This window comes from Streptomyces lunaelactis (assembly GCF_003054555.1).
Classification (GTDB): Bacteria; Actinomycetota; Actinomycetes; order Streptomycetales; family Streptomycetaceae; genus Streptomyces; species Streptomyces lunaelactis.
This window is the reverse complement of the sequence record NZ_CP026304.1, coordinates 3,095,155-3,116,929: the sequence shown is the minus strand read 5'-3', so window position 1 is coordinate 3,116,929 and position 21,775 is coordinate 3,095,155. Positions and strand designations below refer to the sequence as shown.

General features: G+C 69.3%; 19 protein-coding genes. 15 read left to right on the top strand and 4 right to left on the bottom strand.

All coding sequences use genetic code 11. The annotated features are described in order from the left end of the window. Positions 1 to 11: 11 nt before the first annotated feature. A complete protein-coding gene (gene mmsA / locus SLUN_RS14015) occupies positions 12 to 1,511 on the top strand; it encodes a CoA-acylating methylmalonate-semialdehyde dehydrogenase (protein WP_108148805.1) in 1,500 nt (499 codons plus the stop codon). Between the two features lie 59 nt (positions 1,512 to 1,570). Here mmsA and SLUN_RS14010 read toward each other — a convergent pair whose 3' ends face one another. The 3 genes from SLUN_RS14010 to SLUN_RS14000 all read right to left on the bottom strand — a co-directional run bounded on the left by SLUN_RS14010 (position 1,571) and on the right by SLUN_RS14000 (position 3,949). After that, positions 1,571 to 1,936 (bottom strand): hypothetical protein, encoded by a 366-nt coding sequence (locus SLUN_RS14010; protein WP_254710093.1) that lies wholly within the window; start codon positions 1,934 to 1,936, stop codon positions 1,571 to 1,573. 159 nt (positions 1,937 to 2,095) lie between these two features. Then, positions 2,096 to 3,286, bottom strand: a complete 1,191-nt coding sequence (locus tag SLUN_RS14005; protein WP_108148804.1) for a S8 family peptidase — start codon at positions 3,284 to 3,286, stop codon at positions 2,096 to 2,098. Positions 3,287 to 3,532: 246 nt separating this feature from the next. Then, on the bottom strand, positions 3,533 to 3,949 hold the full coding sequence (locus SLUN_RS14000) for a GNAT family N-acetyltransferase (protein ID WP_108148803.1): 417 nt from the start codon (positions 3,947 to 3,949) through the stop codon (positions 3,533 to 3,535). Between the two features lie 149 nt (positions 3,950 to 4,098). On the opposite strand from SLUN_RS14000, the gene SLUN_RS13995 reads away from it, so the two are divergent. From SLUN_RS13995 to SLUN_RS13955, 9 genes are all read left to right on the top strand, one after another. Continuing rightward, positions 4,099 to 6,894 carry an alpha/beta fold hydrolase gene (locus SLUN_RS13995; protein WP_108148802.1) on the top strand — a complete coding sequence of 932 codons (2,796 nt, stop codon included), beginning with the start codon at positions 4,099 to 4,101 and terminating at the stop codon, positions 6,892 to 6,894. Beyond that, positions 6,891 to 7,754 carry an ABC transporter permease gene (locus SLUN_RS13990; RefSeq protein ID WP_108148801.1) on the top strand — a complete coding sequence of 288 codons (864 nt, stop codon included), beginning with the start codon at positions 6,891 to 6,893 and terminating at the stop codon, positions 7,752 to 7,754. Before SLUN_RS13995 ends, SLUN_RS13990 begins: the two co-directional genes overlap by 4 nt. Positions 7,755 to 7,998: 244 nt before the next feature. Next, positions 7,999 to 8,454 (top strand): hypothetical protein, encoded by a 456-nt coding sequence (locus SLUN_RS13985; protein WP_108148800.1) that lies wholly within the window; start codon positions 7,999 to 8,001, stop codon positions 8,452 to 8,454. An 8-nt stretch (positions 8,455 to 8,462) separates the two neighbouring features. After that, entirely contained in the window at positions 8,463 to 10,280 is a 1,818-nt protein-coding gene (locus SLUN_RS13980; protein WP_108154734.1) for an alpha/beta hydrolase, read from the top strand. A gap of 81 nt (positions 10,281 to 10,361) precedes the next feature. Next, positions 10,362 to 10,823 (top strand): hypothetical protein, encoded by a 462-nt coding sequence (locus tag SLUN_RS13975; RefSeq protein WP_257153722.1) that lies wholly within the window; start codon positions 10,362 to 10,364, stop codon positions 10,821 to 10,823. 449 nt (positions 10,824 to 11,272) lie between these two features. Further along, positions 11,273 to 12,871 carry a vWA domain-containing protein gene (locus SLUN_RS13970; protein ID WP_108148798.1) on the top strand — a complete coding sequence of 533 codons (1,599 nt, stop codon included), beginning with the start codon at positions 11,273 to 11,275 and terminating at the stop codon, positions 12,869 to 12,871. Between the two features lie 142 nt (positions 12,872 to 13,013). Beyond that, the gene (locus SLUN_RS13965; protein WP_108148797.1) at positions 13,014 to 13,484 is read left to right on the top strand and encodes an anthrone oxygenase family protein; all 471 of its coding nucleotides are present in this window, start codon (positions 13,014 to 13,016) and stop codon (positions 13,482 to 13,484) included. Positions 13,485 to 13,663: 179 nt separating this feature from the next. Beyond that, positions 13,664 to 14,641 carry a lysylphosphatidylglycerol synthase transmembrane domain-containing protein gene (locus SLUN_RS13960; RefSeq protein WP_108154733.1) on the top strand — a complete coding sequence of 326 codons (978 nt, stop codon included), beginning with the start codon at positions 13,664 to 13,666 and terminating at the stop codon, positions 14,639 to 14,641. Between the two features lie 163 nt (positions 14,642 to 14,804). Next, positions 14,805 to 16,244 (top strand): ATP-binding protein, encoded by a 1,440-nt coding sequence (locus SLUN_RS13955; protein WP_108148796.1) that lies wholly within the window; start codon positions 14,805 to 14,807, stop codon positions 16,242 to 16,244. 125 nt (positions 16,245 to 16,369) lie between these two features. Here the strand turns inward: SLUN_RS13955 and SLUN_RS13950 are convergent, their stop codons facing one another. After that, a complete protein-coding gene (locus tag SLUN_RS13950) occupies positions 16,370 to 16,672 on the bottom strand; it encodes a hypothetical protein (protein WP_108148795.1) in 303 nt (100 codons plus the stop codon). 462 nt (positions 16,673 to 17,134) lie between these two features. On the opposite strand from SLUN_RS13950, the gene SLUN_RS13945 reads away from it, so the two are divergent. The 5 genes from SLUN_RS13945 to SLUN_RS13925 all read left to right on the top strand — a co-directional run bounded on the left by SLUN_RS13945 (position 17,135) and on the right by SLUN_RS13925 (position 21,737). Further along, positions 17,135 to 17,749: an LmbU family transcriptional regulator gene (locus tag SLUN_RS13945; protein ID WP_254706703.1), complete on the top strand. Its 615-nt coding sequence runs from the start codon at positions 17,135 to 17,137 to the stop codon at positions 17,747 to 17,749. 72 nt (positions 17,750 to 17,821) lie between these two features. Beyond that, on the top strand, positions 17,822 to 18,370 hold the full coding sequence (locus tag SLUN_RS13940; RefSeq protein WP_108148794.1) for a PH domain-containing protein: 549 nt from the start codon (positions 17,822 to 17,824) through the stop codon (positions 18,368 to 18,370). After that, positions 18,367 to 19,977, top strand: coding sequence for a PH domain-containing protein (locus SLUN_RS13935; protein ID WP_159100250.1), 1,611 nt, complete (start codon positions 18,367 to 18,369; stop codon positions 19,975 to 19,977). The genes SLUN_RS13940 and SLUN_RS13935 overlap by 4 nt, the downstream gene beginning before the upstream one ends. A 137-nt stretch (positions 19,978 to 20,114) precedes the next feature. Then, positions 20,115 to 21,125, top strand: a complete 1,011-nt coding sequence (locus SLUN_RS13930; RefSeq protein ID WP_108148792.1) for an aldo/keto reductase — start codon at positions 20,115 to 20,117, stop codon at positions 21,123 to 21,125. A gap of 42 nt (positions 21,126 to 21,167) precedes the next feature. Then, positions 21,168 to 21,737 carry a GNAT family N-acetyltransferase gene (locus SLUN_RS13925; RefSeq protein WP_108148791.1) on the top strand — a complete coding sequence of 190 codons (570 nt, stop codon included), beginning with the start codon at positions 21,168 to 21,170 and terminating at the stop codon, positions 21,735 to 21,737. The last annotated feature ends 38 nt before the right edge of the window (positions 21,738 to 21,775 follow it).

Below are 21,775 nucleotides of genomic sequence, written 5' to 3'. Positions count from 1 at the left end.
AGGAGCACGAAATGAAGACCGTCAACCACTGGATCGGTGGCAAGACCGTCGAGGGCGCTTCCGGCAACTGGGGCCCGGTCACCGACCCCGCGACCGGCGCCGTCACCACCCAGGTCGCGCTGGCCTCGGTGGAGGAGGTCGACACGGCCGTCGCGGCGGCGCAGGCGGCGTACGAGACATGGGGCACGTCCTCGCTCGCGCAGCGCACCTCGATCCTCTTCCGCTACCGCGCGCTGCTCGACGCGCACCGTGACGACATCGCCGCGCTGATCACCGCCGAGCACGGCAAGGTCCACTCCGACGCGCTCGGCGAGGTCGCCCGCGGCCTGGAGATCGTGGAGCTGGCCTGCGGCATCACGACCCAGCTCAAGGGCGAGCTGTCCACCCAGGTCTCCAGCCGGGTCGACGTCTCCTCGATCCGCCAGTCGCTCGGCGTGGTCGCCGGCATCACGCCGTTCAACTTCCCGGCGATGGTGCCGATGTGGATGTTCCCGCTGGCGATCGCCTGCGGAAACACCTTCGTACTCAAGCCCAGCGAGAAGGACCCCTCGGCGGCCAACCTCCTCGCGGAGCTGGCCTCGGAGGCCGGGCTGCCCGACGGTGTGCTCAATGTCGTCCACGGCGACAAGGTCGCGGTCGACGCGCTGCTGGCCCACCCGGACGTGACCGCGATCTCCTTCGTCGGCTCGACCCCGATCGCCCGCTACATCCACACCACCGCCTCCGCCAACCACAAGCGGGTCCAGGCGCTCGGCGGTGCGAAGAACCACATGCTGGTCCTCCCGGACGCGGACCTGGACGCGGCGGCGGACGCCGCGGTCTCGGCGGCGTACGGCTCGGCCGGCGAGCGCTGCATGGCCATCTCCGCGGTCGTCGCGGTCAGTTCCATCGCCGACGAGCTGGTCCAGAAGATCCGCGAGCGCGCCGAGAAGATCAAGATCGGCCCCGGCAACGACCCGGAGTCCGAGATGGGCCCGCTGATCACGGCCGCGCACCGGGACAAGGTCGCCTCCTACGTCACGGGCGCGGCGGCCCAGGGCGCGGAGGTCGTCCTGGACGGCACCGGGCACACGGTCGACGGCTTCGAGGACGGCCACTGGATCGGCCTGTCGCTCCTCGACCGCGTCTCGACCGACTCGGACGCCTACCGCGACGAGATCTTCGGTCCGGTGCTGTGCGTGCTGCGCGCGGAGACGTACGAGGAGGGCGTGGCGCTGATCAACGCGTCCCCCTTCGGCAACGGCACCGCGATCTTCACCCGCGACGGCGGCGCGGCGCGCCGCTTCCAGCTGGAGATCCAGGCGGGCATGGTCGGCGTGAACGTCCCGATCCCGGTGCCGGTGGGCTACCACTCCTTCGGCGGCTGGAAGGACTCGCTCTTCGGCGACCACCACATCTACGGCAACGACGGCGTGCACTTCTACACCCGCGGCAAGGTGGTCACGACCCGCTGGCCGGACCCGTCGGACGCGCCGACGGGCGTGGACCTGGGCTTCCCGCGCAACCACTGACGCCCCGGCGGAACACCCCTGGCCCGTAGTGACTCATCGTCCTTACGGGCCAGGGGTGTTCAGTACCGCTCGTCCAACGCGAGTACAAGAACCCGCAGTTCACGCCCGGCCCGTCGGGGCAGCGCCCGCATGGCGCCCTCGAGATTCTCGCGCGCCCGGATCGGATCCCCGCAGCACAGCCACTCGGTGCAGCCGGGATAACGGGGGTCCCAGAGCCGGTGGTTCGGCTCGTGAACGAAGCTCCGCCAGCGCCGCAGCGATTCGCTCACGGCGCCCGGCCAGAGGTAGTTACGGGTCTCCTCGACCCGGACGATCTCGTACAGAGTCCGTCGCGAGAGCCCGTGGATCGGATCCAGCTCGTTCTTCCGGCACCTGTGCCACACCGCGAGCCCGGCGCGTACCTGCCCGGGCCGCCTACGCGGCATGACCCCCAGGGTTGTTCATCGTCATGCGCGCGATGCTGTCACGCCCGTCCGGCCCGGACCAGTGGATTTCGGCCCCGTAGGGGAACCGGCTCCTGCCCGAGGAGCGCCCGTACCCGGCTGGGCTGGAGCTCCTCGGGCAGTTGCTCGGCCAGAACTCGGCTAGAACAGCGAGTACAGCAGCTTGTTCGGGGAACCCGTCCGCGGGTCCAGGACCTTGCCGTTCGTCGCGCCGTTCACGATCGCATCCCTGACCTGCGCCGGGGTCGCCGTCGCATGCGTCGCCAGATACAGCGCCGCGACGCCCGCCGTGTGCGGCGTGGCCATCGACGTGCCCGAGATCGTGTTCGTCGCCGTGTCGCTGTCCTTCCACGACGACGTGATGTTCACGCCCGGCGCGAACAGATCCAGGCACGTCCCGTAGTTGGAGAACGACGCCCGCCGGTCCGCGCTGTCCGTCGCGCCGACCGTGATCGCCTCGGGGACGCGGGCCGGCGAGTAGTTGCACGCGTTCGCCGGAAGCCCGAGGATCGGGAGCCCGTTGCCCGCCGCGATGGCGTAACTGACGCCCGAAGCAACGGACTTCTTCACCGCGCTGTCCAGGGACGTGTTCGCGCTGCCGCCCAGGCTCATGTTCGCCACGGCCGGCTTCTTCGCGTTGGCCGTCACCCAGTCGATGCCCGCGATGACCCCCGCCGTCGTCCCCGAGCCCTGGCAGTCCAGGACGCGTACGGCCACGAGCTTGACGGCCTTGGCGACGCCGTACGTCCTGCCGCCGACCGTGCCCGCGACGTGCGTGCCGTGGCCGTTGCAGTCCTGGCCGTTCTGGCCGCCGCCCACCGTGTCCGTGCCGACGCTCGCGCGGCCGCCGAACTCGCTGTGGGAGGTGCGGATTCCGGTGTCGATGATGTACGCGTTCACATTCGACGCGGACGTGTTGTGCGTGTAGGTCTTCGACAGCGGCAGAGCCCGCTGGTCGATGCGGTCGATGCCCCAGGTGGCGTTGGCCTGGGTGTCGTTGAGGCGGACGATGGCGTTCTGCTCGACATACGCCACCCGAGGATCGGCGGCGAGCCTGGCCGCCTTCGCTCCGGACATCGACGCGGAGAAGCCCTTGAGTGCGCTGCGGTAGGTATGGCCCGGCGTGACGCCCAGATCGGCGGCGCGCGTCGTGCCGTCCTTGAGGACGACAATCCAGCTGTTCTGTACGGCAGTTGCAGTGGGAGCGAGACGGAGATCGCCGAGGGACGCGCTCTGCGCGGTGGGGGAGGCGGCGAACTGGAGACCGGCGGCAAGGGCGACTGCGGGTATCAGCGCCCCGAAGCGTCGGGCAGTGGTTCTCATCTCGTGCACCTACCTTTCGTTGACCGTTGACGGACAAGTACGGGCGGCATGGTGTCAGGAGCTGCATATGCGCTGACCAGGGTCTCGTGACGTGACCTGCGACACAGGACAGCATCCCCATTGACTGCATGACGGATCCACACATTGTGAACACGCATCAGGCCGCGGCTCGGAACGGCTACGAGGGTCCACTGGGCCGACCATCACCGACCATCAGATCCGTTACGACGCCCTCAACGACCCCGCCAACACACCCTAGGACGCCGGGAACTCCCAGGTGAGCATCGCGAACACCCCGTCGTCCTTCGCCCCCGCCGACCGGTACGTCGCCAGCGCCGGACCGTTGTCCGTGTCCACACCCACCCACATGTCGTAACAGCCCCGCTCCCGCGCCACCTCGATCAGCGCCTCGGTCAGCGCCCGCCCGATGCCCCGCCTGCGGTACGCCTCGTCCACCGACAGCTCGTACAGACACATCTCCGTGCCCTTGTCGGGGTGGAGCATCTCGATGCCCGAGACCATCCCGGCCGGCGCCCCGTCGACGTAAGCGATCAGCATCAGATGCCCGGACGCGGCGAGAAAACGCTCTGCCCACTCCGCCCGCGCCGGGGCGTCGTAGAGATGCTCGGCCGCGATGAGCTCGGCCACGGTCGTCGCGCGCCGGATGTCCATGCGGATCCCTTCCCACGGGGGGTGCGTACACGGGGGCCGCATACCGCGTCTGGTGTACGGCGACCGTACTCCGTACTACTTGCGGAGGCTCGTGAGCTCCGCCTGGCGGCAGCCGAGACAGCACAGGGGAGCCGATTAGGGTTTCAAGCATGCAGATCCGACTTCCCCGGCCGCGCGGCCGATGGCTGACAGGCGTCGCCGCCTTCGCCGTCCTCGCCGGCGCCGGTACCTGGACCGCGGTCGCCGACGACCGCGCACCGGCTGTGCACCGTGAGGACCGGGTGCAGGTGATGCCCGGGGCGAAGATCGACACCTCGTACTTCACGACGGGCGGCAAGGAACGCCGGCCCGCCGTGCTCCTCGGGCACGGCTTCGGCGGCAGCAAGGACGATGTCCGCGCGCAGGCCGAGAAGCTGGCGCGCGACGGATACGCCGTGCTGACCTGGTCGGCACGCGGGTTCGGCACGTCCACCGGCCGGATCGGGCTCAACGACGCGGACTTCGAGGTCAAGGACGTCTCGCGGCTGATCGACTGGCTGGCGAAGCGGCCGGAGGTCCAGCTGGACGCGGACGGCGATCCGCGCGTCGGTGTCACCGGCGCCTCGTACGGCGGGGCGATCTCGCTGCTCGCGGCCGGCTACGACCAGCGGGTCGACGCGATCGCACCCCAGATCACCTACTGGAACCTGGCCGACGCGCTCTTCCCGGACGGCGTGTTCAAGAAACTGTGGGCCGGGATCTTCTTCTCGACAGGCTCGGTGTCCCCGACGGGTCCCCCGGCCGGGACGGGCACCGAGGCCCCGGCCGAGGAGCCCGCCCCCGACGCCCCGGCCGGCCAGGCGGCGCCCGGCGACGCGGCCAAGACGGGCGCGGCCAAGACCGACGCGGCAAAGGCGGTGGGCGCCTCCGGCCCGGCGAACCCCGGCGGCTGCGGACGCTTCGAGCCCGCGCTGTGCGCCATGTACGAGCGCGTCGCCGTCGCCGGAAAGCCCGACGCCGCCGCCCGTACGCTCCTGGAAGCCCGCAGCCCCTCCGCCGTCGGCGACCGCATCAAGGTGCCCGCGCTCATCGTGCAGGGCCAGGCCGACTCGCTCTTCCCGCTCTCGCACGCCGACGCCATGGCCAAGAAGATCAGCGCCAACGGCGCGCCCGTCTCGGTCGACTGGATCGCGGGCGGACACGACGGCGGCGACCGCGAGACCGGCCGCATCGAGGGCCGTATCGGCGACTGGTTCGACCGGTACCTCAAGCAGGACAAGGGCGCGGACACCGGACCCGCCTTCCGCGTCAGCCGGACCGGAGGAGTCGACTCCACCGACGGCCAGGCCCTGCTGCGCGGCGCGACCGGCGACACCTACCCGGGTCTCGAGAGCGGCACGCAACCGGTCACACTCACCGGCCGCGAGCAGACCTTCGCCAATCCGGCCGGCGCCAGCCCGCCCAACATCTCCGCGGTCCCCGGCCTGGGCGGCGGACTCGGTCAGCTCTCCTCCCTCGGCGTCGGACTCTCGCTCGACTTCCCCGGCCAGTACGCCCGCTTCGACTCCGCGCCGCTCGCCGGGTCGCTGCGGATCACCGGCTCGCCGACCGTCAAGGTCAAGGTGACCTCGAACAGCGGCGACGCCGTCCTCTTCGGGAAGGTGTACGACGTCGGGCCCGACGGCCGTCAGCAGGTACTCCCCTCCCAGCTCGTCGCCCCCGTACGCGTCGAGGGCGCCGAGCAGGGCAAGGCCGTCGAGCTGACCCTGCCGGCCGTCGACCACGCGGTCGACGCCGGACACCGGCTGCGCCTGGTCCTGTCCGCGACCGACCTGGCCTACGCGTCGCCGGCCGCCCCCGCCACGTACAGCGTCGAACTCCTCGACGCCGGCGCACTCGCCGTGCCCACCGCGCCCGACGTGAAGACCCAGGCAACGGGACTGCCCTGGTGGACCTGGGCGCTCCCGGCCGCGGGCGCACTCCTGGCGGCGGCCCTGCTGATCACCGCCCGCCGACGGGTGGCCGCCCCGGCGCCCGACCCCGAGCTCGCCGACGTGCCCCTGGAGATCACCGGGCTCACCAAGAAGTACGCCAAGTCCGCCGACCGGTACGCCGTACAGGAGCTGTCCTTCCGCGTCGAGAAGGGCCAGGTGCTCGGCCTCCTCGGACCCAACGGCGCGGGCAAGACCACCACCCTGCGCATGCTGATGGGGCTCATCCGGCCCGACGACGGCGAGATCCGCGTCTTCGGCCACGCCATCAGGCCCGGCGCGCCCGTCCTCTCCCGGGTCGGCGCCTTCGTCGAGGGCGCGGGCTTCCTGCCGCATCTGTCGGGACGCGACAACCTGGAGCTGTACTGGCGGGCCACCGGCCGCCCCGCGAGCGACGCGCACATCGAGGAGGCCCTGGAGATCGCCGGCCTCGGCGACGCCCTCGCCCGCGCCGTACGCACCTACTCGCAGGGCATGCGGCAGCGACTCGCCATCGCCCAGGCCATGCTCGGCATGCCGGATCTGCTCATCCTCGACGAGCCGACGAACGGTCTCGACCCGCCCCAGATCCGCGAGATGCGGGACGTGATGATCCGGTACGCGGCCGCGGGCCGGACCGTCATCGTCTCCAGTCACCTCCTCTCGGAGGTCGAGCAGTCCTGCACCCACCTGGTGGTCATGGACCACGGGCGGCTGGTGCAGGCAGGACCGGTCGCGGAGATCACCGGCGAGAGCGACACCCTGCTCGTCACCACCGCCGAGGAGGTGCCGGAGCCGTTGATCGAGAAGATCGCGGCGCTGCCGGGGATCGGCTCCGCTTCCCGTACGGACGACGGTCTGCTCGTACGCCTCGACGGAGCCACGGCGACCGCGATGATCGCCGAACTCGTCCGCCTGGACGTGCCGTTGACGGGCGTCGGCCCGCACCGCCGTCTCGAGGACGCCTTCCTCACCCTGATCGGAGGTCCCGCATGAGCACGCTGGTCGAGTCCGCCCCGGGCTACCGGGCGCGGCACACACTGCCGCTGCGCGTCGAGGCGGTACGCCAGCTGAAGCGCAGGCGGACGCTGGTGATGGCGGGGATCCTCGCCGCGCTGCCCTTCGTGCTGATCATCGCCTTCGCGATCGGCGGCACCCCGGGCGGCGACGACGGCGGCGGCGGCCGGGTGAACCTGATGGACACGGCCACCGCGTCGGGTGCCAACTTCGCCGCCACCTGCCTCTTTGTCTCGGCGGGCTTCCTGCTGGTGGTGCCGGTGGCGCTGTTCTGCGGGGACACCGTGGCCTCGGAGGCGAGCTGGGCCTCCCTTCGCTATCTGCTCGCCGCACCCGTCCCGCGCTCCCGGCTGCTGTGGTCCAAGCTGGCGGTGGCGCTCGGATTCAGCGCGGCGGCGATGCTGCTGCTGCCACTGGTCGCACTGGCGGCCGGCACGGCGGCGTACGGCTGGGGCCCGCTGGAGCTGCCCACGGGCGGCTCCCTGGCCGCCGGCGACACGGTGTCGCGGCTGGCGCTCGTCGTGGCGTTCATCTTTGTCTCCCAACTGGTCACCGCAGGGCTCGCGTTCTGGCTCTCCACCAAGACCGACGCCCCGCTGGGCGCGGTCGGCGGCGCGGTCGGCCTGACGATCATCGGCAATGTGCTGGACGCGGTCACCGCGCTCGGCTCCTGGCGGGATGTGCTGCCCGCGCACTGGCAGTTCGCCTGGATCGATGCGCTGCAGCCACAACTGGAGTGGAACGGCATGGTGAAGGGCGCGGCGGTCTCGGTGACGTACGCCCTGGTGCTGTTCGCGCTGGCCTTCCGGAACTTCTCCCGCAAGGACATCGTGTCCTAGTTAGCGGGCCGGGCGGGAGCGCGTCTGCTGTCGTCCTGGGCGGTGTCCTTGTCGCGTCACACCGCCCTGCGCGCCCTGCTGCGCATCCCTTGCCCCGGCCGAGGGTGCCCCGCGTACTCGGCGTCGACGACTTCGCCCTGAGGCTGCTCATTTGCATAGGTACAGGTACTCATGGGCTGTGTGTTGCTGGTGCGATGTAGTGTTCTTGGCTGGTGTGATCCGCAGGGGTGAACGGGGGCTACGCATGGCGTGGGACGAGTGGGAACAGATCAAAGCCGATGTGACCGATCGGCAGTCCGCAGCGATGCAGCTCAACCACGTTCCGGTTGAGCCCAGCTCCGGGCCCAGCGCCGTGACAGGCGGCCTGAAGTCCAGCAAGAAGGCGTGGGCCACGGCCGGCGAAGGGGTGGGCTCCCTTCGCCAGAGCATCGGCGCCGGGCTGACCAAACTGGAGGACGGCCAGGCAGGTCTCGGCGCAACCACGGGTTGTCTGAGCGCGGCCGCGCAGAAAGACGTGTACGACTCCTGGAAGAAGTACGCCGAAAGCGTCAGCGAGCGGTGCGGCTCACTCCAGAGCATCCTGGAGCAAGTGGGCCGCGACCTGTTGACGTCCGATGAGGCGGTCAAGGGCGAGATGGGCAAGCTGAACCTCAAGTACGCGGACACGGACGCCGTCGGCGGCCAGGCGAAGGGCCGGTGACGGACGGGATGGACTACGCCACCCTCAAGGCCTTCAAGCCCTCCGAGTACGAGGACGCCGCCGACGGATACCGCTCCATGGGCAACGTGGCCCAGGCAGCCAAGGATCGCGTCGAGAACACCGTGGCCGCAGGGATGCGCAAGACGTTGCAGGGTGACGCAGCGGAGGCGGCACAGAAGCAGCTTCAAGCCCTGACGAAGAACTTCCACTACATCCAGACCGAATGCGGCGTGATCAGCACGGCCCTCAACGGGTTCGCCTACGACATGGCGGCCGCCAAGCGGAAGCTGGACACGGCGATCGGGGACGCCCAGGGCTGCACGGTGAACCCGGACGGCTCGGTCACGTTTCCGGCGGGTCAGAAGCCAGGCGACGAGAAGGTCGCTGACGGCGGCACGGTGACGGGGAGTGCCGGAGGCAGCCCGACTTCCGATGCCGTGGAGCGCCAGGCGGCGAACATCCACCCGAACCCGAACTACGGCAAGGCGATGGGGTACGCGAACCGGATCGCCGACGCGGTGAGGGAAGCCACGGACGCGGACACGAAGTGGGCGCCGAAAATACAGGCCCTCAAGGCCGATGACGACCTGACAGTGTCCGCCCGGGACTGGACGGACGTCACGTCGGACACGGGGGGCGTACGCGACGCGGCCGATGCCTACCTCGACACGATCAAGCCACCGCCCAAGAACGATTTGCCCCAGGACAACGCCAACTGGTGGAACGGCCTCTCCGAGGAGCAGCGCGCAGCCTACGTCTCCATGCACCCCGCGAGCATCGGAGCGCTCGACGGCCTTCCCTCCGCCGTACGCGACGACGCGAACCGGATGGTGCTCGCCGAGGCCCGAGGTGCCGCGCAGGTCGAATACGACACGTGGCTCAAGAAGCATCCGGAGCCCACGCGGCACACGGACTACATCAACCCCATGACCGGCACCATCATGAAGGGCGTCAAGGTCGACAGCGTGGCGTGGAAGGAATGGGAAGAAGCACGGAAGAGCGCCCACAAATCCATCGACGGCATGGACGCGATCCAGAACCGCTTCGACCAGACCGGCACGAAAGGACTGCCCGAGGCGTATCTGCTGGGCTTCAGCACCGAGGGCGACGGGCGCGCGATCCTCGCCAACGGAAACCCGGACACCGCGGATCACCAGTCGGTCTACGTGCCGGGTACGACGGCGGAGCTCGGAAAGATCGAGGGCGACATCAACCGCTCGGTCAATGTGTGGAGATCGGCCGACGACAATGCCGATGGTGAGTCCGTCTCCTCCATCACCTGGCTCGGATACGACGCACCTGATTCCGTACCCAAGGACGCCCCGTTCGAGCACTACGCGTACGACGGCGCACCGGCGCTCAACCGGTTCCTGGACGGCCTGGAAACGTCACACACCGGCGATACGGCACCGCACCGTACCGTGATCAGCCATTCGTACGGGACGACCCTGGTCGGCGCAGCGGCCCAGGCAGGGGACCTCAACGCCGATGACGTCGTCTTCGCGGGCAGCCCCGGTGTCAAGGTGTCGGGTGCCGAGGAGATGGATGTCCCCAAGGGGCATGTGTGGAACGAGGAAGCCGAGGGGGACGTGGTCCCGGATCTCGGCCGCTATGGACACGGCGGGGACGGCTTCAGAATTCCCAGCGATGAGCAATTCGGTGCCAACCAGATGACCACGGACACTGAAGGCCACAGCGGTTACTGGGATGAGGGGTCGACAAGTCTGGAGAATCAGGCCCTGGTGGTTGTGGGGAAGGGGGAGGACGTGGCCTTGAAGCCGCCGCCCAACCCATTGACGAGTGAAGAAGTACTGCGTTCGAAGTAGGAGAGCTCAGACGTGAAGACCAGAATGCGTGCCTCCGTGCTCGCCGTACCCCTTGTACTCACTATCCTGACCGGATGTGGCATGACTGACGACAAGAGCGATGGCGTACCGTTCGCCGGCACGAGCACCTCGCTTGACGCCGCCGACACGATGGAAAGGGTCTCCAGCGAAATCTACGATCTGCTGGGCGTGAAGGGAAAGGCGTCAGATAGCCTTCCGGGAGTGATGGACTGCTCAGGCAAGGACACAAAGACATACTTCCGCATCTTCCATCCGTGGAGCTTCACCCCTGCCTCGGCGAGCGACCTCGACGAAGCGATGGAGCGACTCAAGGGAGAACTGCCCAAGCACGGGTGGGAGATCGTCGAATACGGACCGAATACCAGCAAGAACAAAAACATCACCCTGACCGCCGACAACGACAAGAAGAAGGTCAGCGTCAAGGTCACCAAAATGGCCAAGAATGACCCGCCGAAGCTGAGCCTGAACCTGGTGTCCGGTTGCTACAAGGTTCCGGACGGCGAAGAGGTCGAACGCTTCTGAGGATCGGACGGCTATTCATGGGCGCGTGGCCCTGGCACTCATTTGAGTGAGGGGCGTGCCCGATCATCGGCCCGGGCGGTTAGGGCAGCGACTCGATCAATTGTCGAGTCAGGCATGGTGTCGCCACCATCGCTGTCACGAATGTCGTCGATTTGGTGCGAAACGCGATCATGGGCGCCGAGGTGACTCTCGACAACGTGACCAGCGTTCTCCAGCCGACCCGGTCGGACAGCATCGCCCGCCTCTGCTCGGCTCAAGTCACGGCTGCAGGGCGGGCGTCGCCTTTCCCGGGCTACTCCTAACCAGGCCTTGTCTGACAAATCCCGCCTGGCGCACGCCAACTCCCACCCGCCGTTGCCACATTGAGATTCATCCGCAACGACTTCGTCTGCTCCTTCGGGCTGTCTCGCACGTCACATTCACAAGTGCTGACGATCCAGGGAGCCCAGATGAAGCTCGGCGCACGGACATACAGGGGAGTGGCGGCCGCGATGCTGGCCGGCGGCATGTTGCTGACCGCGGGCTGCGGGGCGGGTGCTCAGGCCGACCGGACCTCTGGCAGGGAGCGGGCGAACGACGGCGCGAACCCCGCTCCCCTCGCGCCCGACGGCGGAGGGGGCGCGCCCGCGCAGGGGGTTGACGGCGGGTCGGAGGGGCAGCGGAAGGGGGACGCGCTCCAGGACTCCAAGCCCGCGGCCGACTATCTGTCGACCTTCGCGCTCGACGTGGACACCGCCTCGTACGGCTATGCCCGCCGGACGCTGGAGGACGGACAGCGGCCGCAGGCGAGTGACATACGGCCCGAGGAGTTCATCAACAGCTTCCGTCAGGACTATCCGAGGCCGAAGAGCGACGGCTTCTCCGTGACGGTCGACGGCGCCCGCCCCCGGAGCGCGGAGGGCGAGATCAGCAGCGAGAGCGCGGGGGAGGGGAGCGGCGAGGACTGGTCGCTGGTACGGGTCGGACTCTCCACCCGCCCCACCGACCGCAAGGGCGAACGGCCGCCCGCCGCGCTCACCTTCGTGATCGACATCTCCGGTTCCATGGCCGAGCCCGGCCGGCTCGACCTGGTCAAGGAGTCGCTGGGCATCCTCACCGACCAACTGCGCGACGACGACTCGATCGCTCTGGTCACCTTCAGCGACAAGGCCGAGACCCGGCTGCCGATGACCCGGGTCGCCGACAGCCGCGACCGTATCCACACGGTGATCGACAGCCTCGAGCCGACCGATTCCACCAACGTCGAGGCGGGGGTGCGGACCGGCTACGACGAGGCGGTCGAGGGCCGTAGGCGCGGCGCTACCAACCGCGTCGTCCTCCTCTCCGACGCCCTCGCCAACACAGGCGAGACCAAGGCCGACGCGATCCTCGACCGGATCGACGACGCCCGCCGCGAGTACGGCATCACGCTCTTCGGTGTCGGCGTCGGCAGTGAGTACGGCGATGCGCTGATGGAGCGGCTCGCCGACAAGGGCGACGGCCACACCACGTATGTGTCCACCAGCGAGCAGGCCAGGAAGGTCTTCTGCGACCAACTGCCCGCCCATGTCGAGCTGCGCGCGCGGGACGCGAAGGCGCAGGTGGCCTTCGACCCGAAGACGGTCAAGCAGTTCCGGCTCATCGGGTACGAGAACCGCGCGGTCGCGGACGAGGACTTCCGCAACGACCGTGTGGACGGCGGCGAGATCGGCCCGGGGCACACGGTCACGGCGCTGTATGCCGTACGGCTCCGGGAAGGCGCGAGCGGGCATCTCGCGACGGCGACCGTGCGCTGGCTCGACCCGGGGACGCGCGCGCCGCACGAGCAGACGGGCTCGATCGAGGCGGACGCGGTCGACGGCGCGCTGTGGGACGGCGCGTCCAAGCGGCTCCAGGTCACGGCGGTCGCCGCGTACTTCGCGGAGTCGCTGCGGGGCGGCTCGATGCCGGGAGCACCGGGGCTCGGTGAGCTCGCAAAGCGGGCGAGGAACCTGGCGGAGTCGACGGAGGACAGCGCGGTGCGCGAGCTGGCGGACGCGATCGTTCAGGCGCAGCGGCTGCGGGACTGAGCTGTGCCGGGCGGGTGACGCGGCCGAGGCCGAGCGGTACCCGGGGCGGGCACCGCGGGTCGAGGGTGGGATCGCTCAGCCGGGCGACTTTCCCGCCGCGAGGCGGCTGCGCCGCCCGCCCCGTCACGCCATGATGTGCGCCATGGCCACCCTTCTCCTCGCCCTAGCCGTCATCTTCACGGGTCTGTACGCGGGCATGATGCTGATCTTCCAGACCGGCATCATGCCCGGGCTGGCCCGGCTGCCGGACGAACACTTCGTACCGGCCATGACCCGCATCAACGAGACCGTGCCGCGCCCACTCTTCGTCACGGTCTTCCTCGGGCTCATGGCGTTCCCCGCCGCGGCCCTCGCCGTCCCTGTGGACGGCCGCACCGACACCCAGCGCTGGCTGCTCATCGCGGGCCTGGTCTGCGCGGTCGTCAACAACCTCATCACCATCGCCGGCAACATCCCGCTGAACAACGCCCTCGCCGCTGCCGATTCGGCCTCCCCGGCCGTCCCCGCCAGCGAGGTCCGCGCGGCCTTCGAGTCCCCCTGGAACCGCCTCCACCTGATCCGCACCCTGTTCATCATCGCCTCGTTCGCTCTGGTGGTCAGCGCCGCGCTGTAGTCACCGCGAGCAGTCCAGGGGGCGGCGACATGTCTCGGCCATCGACGTATCCGCCGGATGTTGGGCGCGCGACACCGGGATGCCGTGAACTGGGGGCAGGTTCCCGGGAAGCCCTCCCGCCCGCACCGCGCTCGCGTTGCGTGACGTACCCCTGACGAAGGACGGCCCAGAGCGTGGCCATGCCCGAGACCCTCCCCCTGCGACGGCAGCCGCCGACCCGTTTGCGGCGGCTTCCCGTCCGGCAGATCATCTGCCTCGTCCCGTTCGCTCTGGTCGCCCTGTGGGCCGCCAACAACTGGTCGCTCGTGGCCTCCGGCGTCAGCCGCCTCGGCGGCGCCGACATCGGCTGGCTGCTCATGGGGGCCGCCACCACCGGCATGTGCTGGGTCGCGGCGTCCTGCGTACGGCAGGGGACCGTCGTGGAACGGCTGCCCGTCGCGCGGCTGCTGGCCTCGCAGTTCGCCGCCGGCGCCGCCAACCACCTGCTCCCGGCGGGACTCGGAGCGCATGTGGTCACGCTCCGCTTCATGCGGGGCTGCGGCATACCGCTGGACCGCTCGACGGCCGCGCTCGCCCTGTACTCGCTCGTCGAGGCGGTCGCCAGGATCGGACTGCTGCTGGCTCTGGTGCTGGCCTTTCCCGACGCGCTGCGGCTGAACGAACTCGTGCCGCCGGGGCGCGCCGTCCTGACGGCCCTCGTCGTGACGGTCGCCGTGATCGCCGTGGCGGCGATCACGCTGGCCGCCATCCCGCGGCTGCGCCGTTTCATCGCCGGCTTCCTGCGCACCGCGCTGACCGACGCACGCGCCCTGCACAAGAGGCCCTCCCGGGCGCTTGCCCTGTGGGGCGGCGCGCTGGCCTTCCCGCTCCTGCAGGCGGGAGTGCTGGTCTGTGTCGCGCTCGCGCTCGGGCTGCCGGTCTGGTGGCCGCACATCGTGGTCGCGTACCTCGCGGCGAGCATCGCGGCCGGGTTCATTCCGGCTCCGGGCGGCATCGGCTCGGTCGAGCCGGCCCTGGCCGTCGCGCTCGTCATGGTGGGCGCGCCGCTCGTCGTCGCCACCGCCACGGTGCTCGGCTTCCGCTTCCTCACCGTATGGCTGCCGCTGCTGCCCGGGGTGGCGGTACTGGCCGCGCTGGTGCGGTGGCGGGTGCTCTGAGACCGGCCCCACCAGGACGGATCCCGCCGCTTACGCCCGTGCTGCGGCGTCCTCGCTTGAGTTTCCGCGGTCTCTCTTTGTGTGTCGTCGAGGCGGCCGCCCATTGAAGTAAGATTCAATCTACGTAAGAATTCATCTACGTTAATTGGCCGGAGAGTGCTTCGTGGAGTTCCAAGGCCGGGCTGGGGATCTTGAGCTGCTCGCTGAGCAGTACCGGAGCGTCGCAGAAAGTGGTGGAGCCACTCGGGGGCGGGCCGTGATCATGACGGGTCGGCGTCGGGTGGGGAAGTCTCGGCTGGTTCAGGAGTTCTGCGACCGCTCGGGGCTGCCGTACGTGGTGTTCCAGGCCACCCGGGGGCGAAACCCGGTGGCAGAGCGCGCCGACTTCACCGCGGCCCTGGCGCAGTCGGCGCTGCCGGGTGCGGAGCTGGTCGCCGGCCTCCAGCCGCAGGACTGGAATCAGGCCCTGCGGTCGCTGGCACTCGCGGTCCCGGACGACGCGCCCAGCATCGCGGTGATTGACGAGGTGCCCTGGCTGGTCGAGCAGGATCAGGAATTCGAGGGCGCACTCCAGACCGTCTGGGACCGCCATCTGTCTTCCAAGCCGGTGTTCCTGTTGCTGGTCGGCAGCGATATGTCGGTAATGGAGGCATTGCAGTCGTACGGTAGACCGTTCTTCGGGCGGGCGGCGAAGATGACCATCCAGCCTCTGAATCTGGCCGATGTGCAGGCCATGACTGCGCTCGATGCGGCAGATGCCGTGGACGCCCAGCTGATCACCGGCGGATTCCCGGAGATCGTGCAGTCATGGCGGCCCGGGATGAGCCGGACGGACTTCCTGCAGACGTCGTTCGCCAATCCTCTCTCGCCCCTGCTGGTGGCCGGCGAGCTGTCCCTGCTGGGCGAGTTCCCTGAAGCCTCGCACTCCCGGGCGGTCCTGGAATCAGTCGGCAGCGGTGAGCGTACGTTCAGCGCGATCGCCGCCCAGGCCGGCGGGGCCGCCGCACTGCCGTCCGGCACGCTCTCCCCGCTGCTGACCACGCTGCAGGCCAAGCGAGTCCTGGCCGCTGATCTTCCCCTGTCCGTCAAACCGGACAGCAAGAACAAGCGCTACCGGATCGCCGACCCGTATCTGCGGTTCTGGCTGGCATTCCTGCAACGCGCGATCCCACTCATCGAGCGTGGCCGCGGCGACCTGGCGCTGGAACGCATCGAGCGGTCCTGGACCACCTGGCGTGGTCGAGCAGTCGAGCCGCTGATCCGCGAGTCCTTGCTGCGCCTGCTGCCCGATGACGATTGGCCCGAGACCGAGGCAGTCGGCGGCTGGTGGAACCGGCAGAACAACCCCGAGATCGACCTCATCGGCGCAGACCGTGAGCCGGTGGCGCGGCAGGTGCACTTCGTCGGATCAATCAAGTGGCTGGAGACCCAGCCTTTCGGTCGTCATGAGTACGACGCCCTGGTACGCGACATGCTCGCCGTCCCCGGCGCCGAACCCGACACCCCGCTGGTCGCGGTCTCCCGCTCCGGGGTGGCTGAGGGTCTGCCGCTGGCGGCGCACTGGGGGCCGGAGGACCTCGTACGGGCGTGGCAGCCGCGGTAGTCGCGGTGCCCGAGGTCCCTCACCTCGCGCCTGTCAGGGCAGTCCGCCGCTTACGCCCCCGCTGCGGCTTCCTCGTCAAAGTGTCCCTGACCTGCAATGCCGGCGAGTTAATGCATTGGTGCAGGTCAGGCTGGGTGCTTGGCAACTTTGAGCGTGTAGCTGACGTTACTGGGAGTGCGGGGCTGGTCCCGTTTTCTGACCTCGAAGGTGTTCTTGGTCGGCTTCTTGATGCGCTGGCACTGCCGGTTGCGCCGGGCCGGAAGGAGCGCGGCCGGCAGTTCGGCCACGGCCTCGCGGCGTGCGGTGCTCAGCGTGGTGACGTCGGCTGCGGCCTGGGCGGCGGCGGCCAGCCGGGCGAGCTGCACCGTGACGGTGAAGGAGATCCGGTCGGGATCGATCGCGCCGTTTTCTGCCGCGCGGATCTGCAATGCGCGGCCTGCCGGGCTGCGGTGACGGCGAGGTCGGGGGCGCGCGTCCCGGGGGGTGCGACGGTGGCGGCCAGCTGCTCGCTCCTGGCAGCCTCGTCCTGGCGGTAGAGGCCCTGGTCTATCGCGGTCCGGGTGCTGACCCGCGGGGGGAGACGCACTCCGGTGCCCGCGATGTAGACATTGTCCCAACGCATCGGAATTCTTCCCTTTCGTTACTGCCATGAGCTATCTACGGCATGGCAGTTGTGTGGCTATTTCGGCTCCCGTCACTGTCCCGCCAGCGGGACACCGGCGGGAGGAGGCAGCACCGGCAGCACCGAGTGGCCGCTGTGACGGGTGTGACGGGTGTGGCGGTGGTGACTGTTGAGGCCCCGACCAGCCCATTTTGATCGCGTTCAGCTGCCATCAAGACCGCTGTGCGAGTCTCCGACTCAAGGCGCAATGCGAAGTAAGGCGGTTGCAATGTCTGAGCTCATGCAGCGAGCTATGGTCGCTCCGGTGGCGGTTAAAGGGCGGGAAAAGCCCGAAAACATGGCCACCTGCGGGCAGGCGATGAAGCGGCGCACTTCCCTGTCCATCCCCCCTGGTATTCCGATCGGCGCTTGGCGCAATCTCGGCCAGCACATCCACTCCATCTCCAGCTCTTCGGCATGGTGGCTGGGGGACTGGCTGCTGTACGGGCAGGAGGAATACCCCAGCCGTTACAAGCACGCCGTGGCACAGACTTCGCTGGATTACCAGACGCTGCGGAATTACGCATGGGTCGCCCGGCGCTTCGAATCGCCGCAGCGGGTCTCGGGGCTGAGCTTCCAGCACCATGCGGAGGTGGCGGGACTCGCCGCCGATGAACGGTCCGGCCTGCTGAAGCGGGCCCTCGAACTCGGCTGGTCGCGCAACGAGTTGCGGCGGCAGGTCAAGGCGCGCAAGGAGCTCGCCGGGGTCGCCGACGGGAAGGTTCCCGCGCGGCTGAAGATGCGGCCGAACGACGATCAGCGTCAGCGCTGGCAGGAGGCGGCCGAGCACGAAGCAGTGGATCTGCTGGCGTGGATCACGAAGATTCTCGACGACGTTTCGTAGCCCCGGTGGTCGGGGTGCGGCTGAACTGAGCACTCCGGAAACCGAAGTGCTGTGTGCGGAGGAAGAGACGAGATGCGGGTCCAGGGAACAACGGAAACGAAGCCACCGCCGTCGGCGCTGGCCTCTCGTACCTCGGCAGCACACGTCCGGTCGCCGCTGCACCGGGTGGACCGCCGGGCCGTCCTCTGGTGGACGCTGCGGGCGCTGATCGGCGCGGCCCTCACGCTGGGGGCGCTGGGGGCGACGTATCTGTGGTGGGAGGAGTCCAGGACCTGGGTCGGGCCCGTGCTGATCGTGGCGGCGGCCGGGTTCCTGCTGACGCTGGCGCTCATGCCGGGCTGGCGGTACCGGGTCCACCGCTGGGAGTGCACGGAGAACGCCGTGTACGAACTCAAGGGCTGGCTGGTGCGGGAATGGCGGATCATCCCCGTCTCGCGCATCCAGAGCGTCGACATGGTGCGCGGCCCGTTGCAGCTCATGCTCGGTCTGGGCACCCTCCGGGTGATCACCGCTTCGCCGGAGGGCCGGATCAAGATCGTGGGCCTGGACGCGGACGTGGTGGCGAAGGAAGCGGCGGCGCTGACCGAGCTGACGCAGCAGAGTCCCGGGGACGCGACGTGAGTGCTGTGGATACCGCTGTTGGCGTCGTGCCGGCCGGGACGACGCCGCCCGGCGAGGACGCGTCCGAAGCTCCCTGGGAACGGCTGCATCCCAGGCTGATCTGGGTCAACCTGGCGCGCTTCGCGCTGTCCCTGGTGCCGACCCTGCTGTCGTTCTTCGTCTTCAAGACCGGCTCCGACCTGCTGGACAACTGGCCTGCCCTGATCATGACCGGGTTCGGCATCGCCGTCAGCGTCGGCGACGTCGTGCGCTGGCTGCGGACCCGGTACAGGGTCACCGAAGGGCTGGTGGAGATACGTACCGGACGCCTGGTGCGCGTCTACCGGCAGATCCCCCGGGACCGCATCCGGGCTGTCGACGTCAAGTCCCGGCTCCGGCACCGGTTCGCAGGGCTGCGCATCGTCTACATCAGCTCGGGCCGGAGCAAGCCCGCGGTCAAGCTCGACGCCGTCTCCAAGCAGATGGCGCTGACGCTTCAACGCGAGCTGATGCACGGCAACCGCGCGGCGGCCGAGGGGGAGGAAGGGGAGGAGGTCGCGGCGCCGAAGGAGACGCCGATCGCGGAGTTCCGCTGGCGGTGGCTCTTCTACCACGTCCTCAACTTCACCTGCGTGCTCGTCGGCGGCCTGCTGCTTTGGAGCCTCCACTCGATGCTGCTGATCGTCGGCCTCGACCTGGTCGGCTCCCTCAACGACCTGCGCAACTGGTTCGCACCGGACGGTGGCACCGCCGTCGCCTGGCTGTACTGGGGAGTTGTGGTCACGCTGCTCGGGTACGGCGCGCTGGCCGGCGGCTTCGTCATGGAGAACTGGGGGTTCCGGCTCGTTCGCGTACGCAAGGAGGACGGCACCGCCCTCCTCACCCGGCGCGGGCTGTTCTCGACCCGCGAGGTGCACCGGGACGACCGGCGGATGCGCGGCATCCAGATCAGCGAGCCGCTCCTGACGCGCTGGATCGGCCTCACCGAGACGACGGTCCTGTCGACCGGGCTGGCCATCATCTCCTTCAGCGGCGACCCGGCGACCAGCATCCTGCCGCGCGCACCCCTCTCGGAGGCCCGCCGGGTGGCCGCCCTGGTGCTGTCGGGACCGGTACGTCCCTTGGAGGCGCCGCTGCGACGGCACCCCCGTACGGCACTGGCCCGACGGCTGCTGTGGGCCCTGGTGACGCCGGTCGTCGTGGCCGGACTGCTGGTGTGGCTGTGGGCGACGGACGTGGTTCCGGGGTGGGTTCCGGCGGTGGTGGGGCCTGTGCTGTTCGCGGTGGCCGTGCCGCTGGCGGTGGTGGCGTACCGGGCGCTGGGGCACACCCTCGTGGACAACTACCTGGTGCTGCGGTGCGGGCTCTCGCGGCGCGTCACGGCGGCGTTGCGGACGGAGGCGGTCATCGGCGTGAAGGTGCGGCAGTCGCTGTTCCAGCGGCGGCTGGGACTGCTGACGGCGGGGCTCTCGACCGCGGCCGGCGAACGGTACTACCAGGCCCCTGACATGAGCGTCGACCAGTTCCTGGTATTCGCGACGGAAGCGGCTCCCGGGCTGCTGGAAGAATTCCTGGTCGAGCCAGAAATCGACGCCCAGCAGCTCCCCGCGCCCAGTCCGCATGCGTAATCATCGTGGCATCACTCTGAAGGCAGAAATTTCACATGCGCCCCGGCGAAAGGCGCCCGGCTTCTCTTGTCGGCAAGCCTTTGTTTGCAAGTGATTGCAAGCCTTTTGTCGGAGCGAATTTCTGGGAGTTGCAGTTTATGTGGGAAATAAAACTGGCCGACGGTTTCACCGTCAGCGCACTCGGTCTCGGTTGCAGTTCGATGTCCCATGGTTACGGTCCTGGCGACCGGGACGACGAGGAGTCAGCCAAAGTTCTCCACCGGGCGGTCGACCTGGGCATCACGCTCTTCGACACGGCAGACGTGTACGGGCCGTTCACCAACGAGGAACTGCTCGGCCGCACCCTTGAGCCGTACCGCGACCGCATCCGGTTCGCCACCAAGTGCGGCCTGATCGCCCGGCCGGACGGCAACCTGACCCGCAACGGCAGGCCCGAGCACCTCAGGGCCGCCTGCGAGGCGTCGCTGCGCAGGCTCCGTACGGACGCCATCGACCTCTACCAGCTGCACCGCATCGACCCCGACGTACCGCTGGCCGAGACCTGGGGCGCGCTGGGGGAACTGGTCACCGAGGGCAAGGTCCGCGCACTGGGGATCTCGCACGCCACCACGGCCGAACTCGACCTGGTGCACCGGGTCTTCCCGCTGACCACCGCACAGTACGAACTGTCCGTGTGGGCACCGGAGAACGGGGCGGAGGTCCTCCCCTGGTGCCGTGCCCACGGCGTGGGGTTCCTCGCCTTCGCCCCCATCGGGCGCGGATTCCTGTCGGGCAAGGTGTCCCACGACAGCCTCTACACCGGCGACTCGCGCAACCGCGACCCCCGCTTCGACCTGGACGCCATGCAGGCCAACGAGGTCATCCTCGCCGGACTGCGCGACGTCTGCGCCCGGCACGGCGGGGCCGTCACACCCTCCCAGGTGGCCATCGCGTGGGTGCTCGCACAGGGGCCCGACGTGGTGCCCATACCCGGGACCAGACGGCTGCGGTGGCTGGAGGAGAACGCCGCTGCGGCCGAACTGCGCCTGACGGAAGAGGACATGCAACAGCTAGACCGGCTGCCGTCGGCGATCGGCGAAATGCGCTGGGACGCCGTACGGCCGGACGGGGCCGACCTGAGCCGGACGGCCAGGACCACACAGGACTGACCGGACGGCCAGGCCAACACAGGACCGATTGGACCATTCACCGTGCTCTTTCCTCACACCAGGTCGCGACGGCTGGAGCTCCGTCCTGCGTCCGCCGACGACCGGTCGGAGTTCGTACGCACCCTGCTGCGGACCGGGATCGAGAGCGTCACCCCGGCGCGCGCCCGGGCCACGCTCGACTCCAGCGCCGCCTTCCTCGTCGCACTGCGGTCGAGCGGTGACGTCGTGGGGTTCTCCACCCTGCACGGGCTCGACCCCGCGGGGCACCTGCGGTCCGGGCTCTACCTCGATCCGGAGCGTGCCAAGTACGGGGTCGGGGCGGAGGGCATGTACCTGACGACCAACTACGCGTTCGCGGCGTTCCCCGTCGACAAGCTGCTGGGGCAGACCACCGAGGCGACCTTCGGGTCCATCGGCGTCACCAACGACGACGAGGCGAAGGGCGTGCTCGACGAGCACCTCTACTTCCAGGGCCGGCACTGGAACCTGCACAACTTCGAGGTCACCCGCAGCGAGTGGAACGTCCTCGTCGACGGCCGCCTCGGCAACGTGCTCGGCGAGGGCCTGAGCTGGCGGCACGACCCCAACAGGACGCCGCAGCGCGCTGTTTGACGCGCTCGAAGCCCTCACAACCACCACCACCGCAGCGA

What these genes read in the sequence shown, in the direction of transcription:
- SLUN_RS13945 (WP_254706703.1), top strand. Translation starts at nt 17,135, where the DNA reads ATGTCTGAGCTCATGCAGCGAGCTATGGTCGCTCCGGTGGCGGTTAAA.
- SLUN_RS13990 (WP_108148801.1), top strand. Translation starts at nt 6,891, where the DNA reads ATGAGCACGCTGGTCGAGTCCGCCCCGGGCTACCGGGCGCGGCACACA.
- SLUN_RS13965 (WP_108148797.1), top strand. Translation starts at nt 13,014, where the DNA reads ATGGCCACCCTTCTCCTCGCCCTAGCCGTCATCTTCACGGGTCTGTAC.
- SLUN_RS13970 (WP_108148798.1), top strand. Translation starts at nt 11,273, where the DNA reads ATGAAGCTCGGCGCACGGACATACAGGGGAGTGGCGGCCGCGATGCTG.
- SLUN_RS13960 (WP_108154733.1), top strand. Translation starts at nt 13,664, where the DNA reads ATGCCCGAGACCCTCCCCCTGCGACGGCAGCCGCCGACCCGTTTGCGG.
- SLUN_RS13975 (WP_257153722.1), top strand. Translation starts at nt 10,362, where the DNA reads ATGACTGACGACAAGAGCGATGGCGTACCGTTCGCCGGCACGAGCACC.
- SLUN_RS13930 (WP_108148792.1), top strand. Translation starts at nt 20,115, where the DNA reads ATGTGGGAAATAAAACTGGCCGACGGTTTCACCGTCAGCGCACTCGGT.
- SLUN_RS13995 (WP_108148802.1), top strand. Translation starts at nt 4,099, where the DNA reads ATGCAGATCCGACTTCCCCGGCCGCGCGGCCGATGGCTGACAGGCGTC.
- SLUN_RS13940 (WP_108148794.1), top strand. Translation starts at nt 17,822, where the DNA reads ATGCGGGTCCAGGGAACAACGGAAACGAAGCCACCGCCGTCGGCGCTG.
- SLUN_RS14000 (WP_108148803.1), bottom strand. Translation starts at nt 3,949, where the DNA reads ATGGACATCCGGCGCGCGACGACCGTGGCCGAGCTCATCGCGGCCGAG.
- mmsA (WP_108148805.1), top strand. Translation starts at nt 12, where the DNA reads ATGAAGACCGTCAACCACTGGATCGGTGGCAAGACCGTCGAGGGCGCT.
- SLUN_RS14010 (WP_254710093.1), bottom strand. Translation starts at nt 1,936, where the DNA reads ATGCCGCGTAGGCGGCCCGGGCAGGTACGCGCCGGGCTCGCGGTGTGG.
- SLUN_RS13980 (WP_108154734.1), top strand. Translation starts at nt 8,463, where the DNA reads ATGGACTACGCCACCCTCAAGGCCTTCAAGCCCTCCGAGTACGAGGAC.
- SLUN_RS13985 (WP_108148800.1), top strand. Translation starts at nt 7,999, where the DNA reads ATGGCGTGGGACGAGTGGGAACAGATCAAAGCCGATGTGACCGATCGG.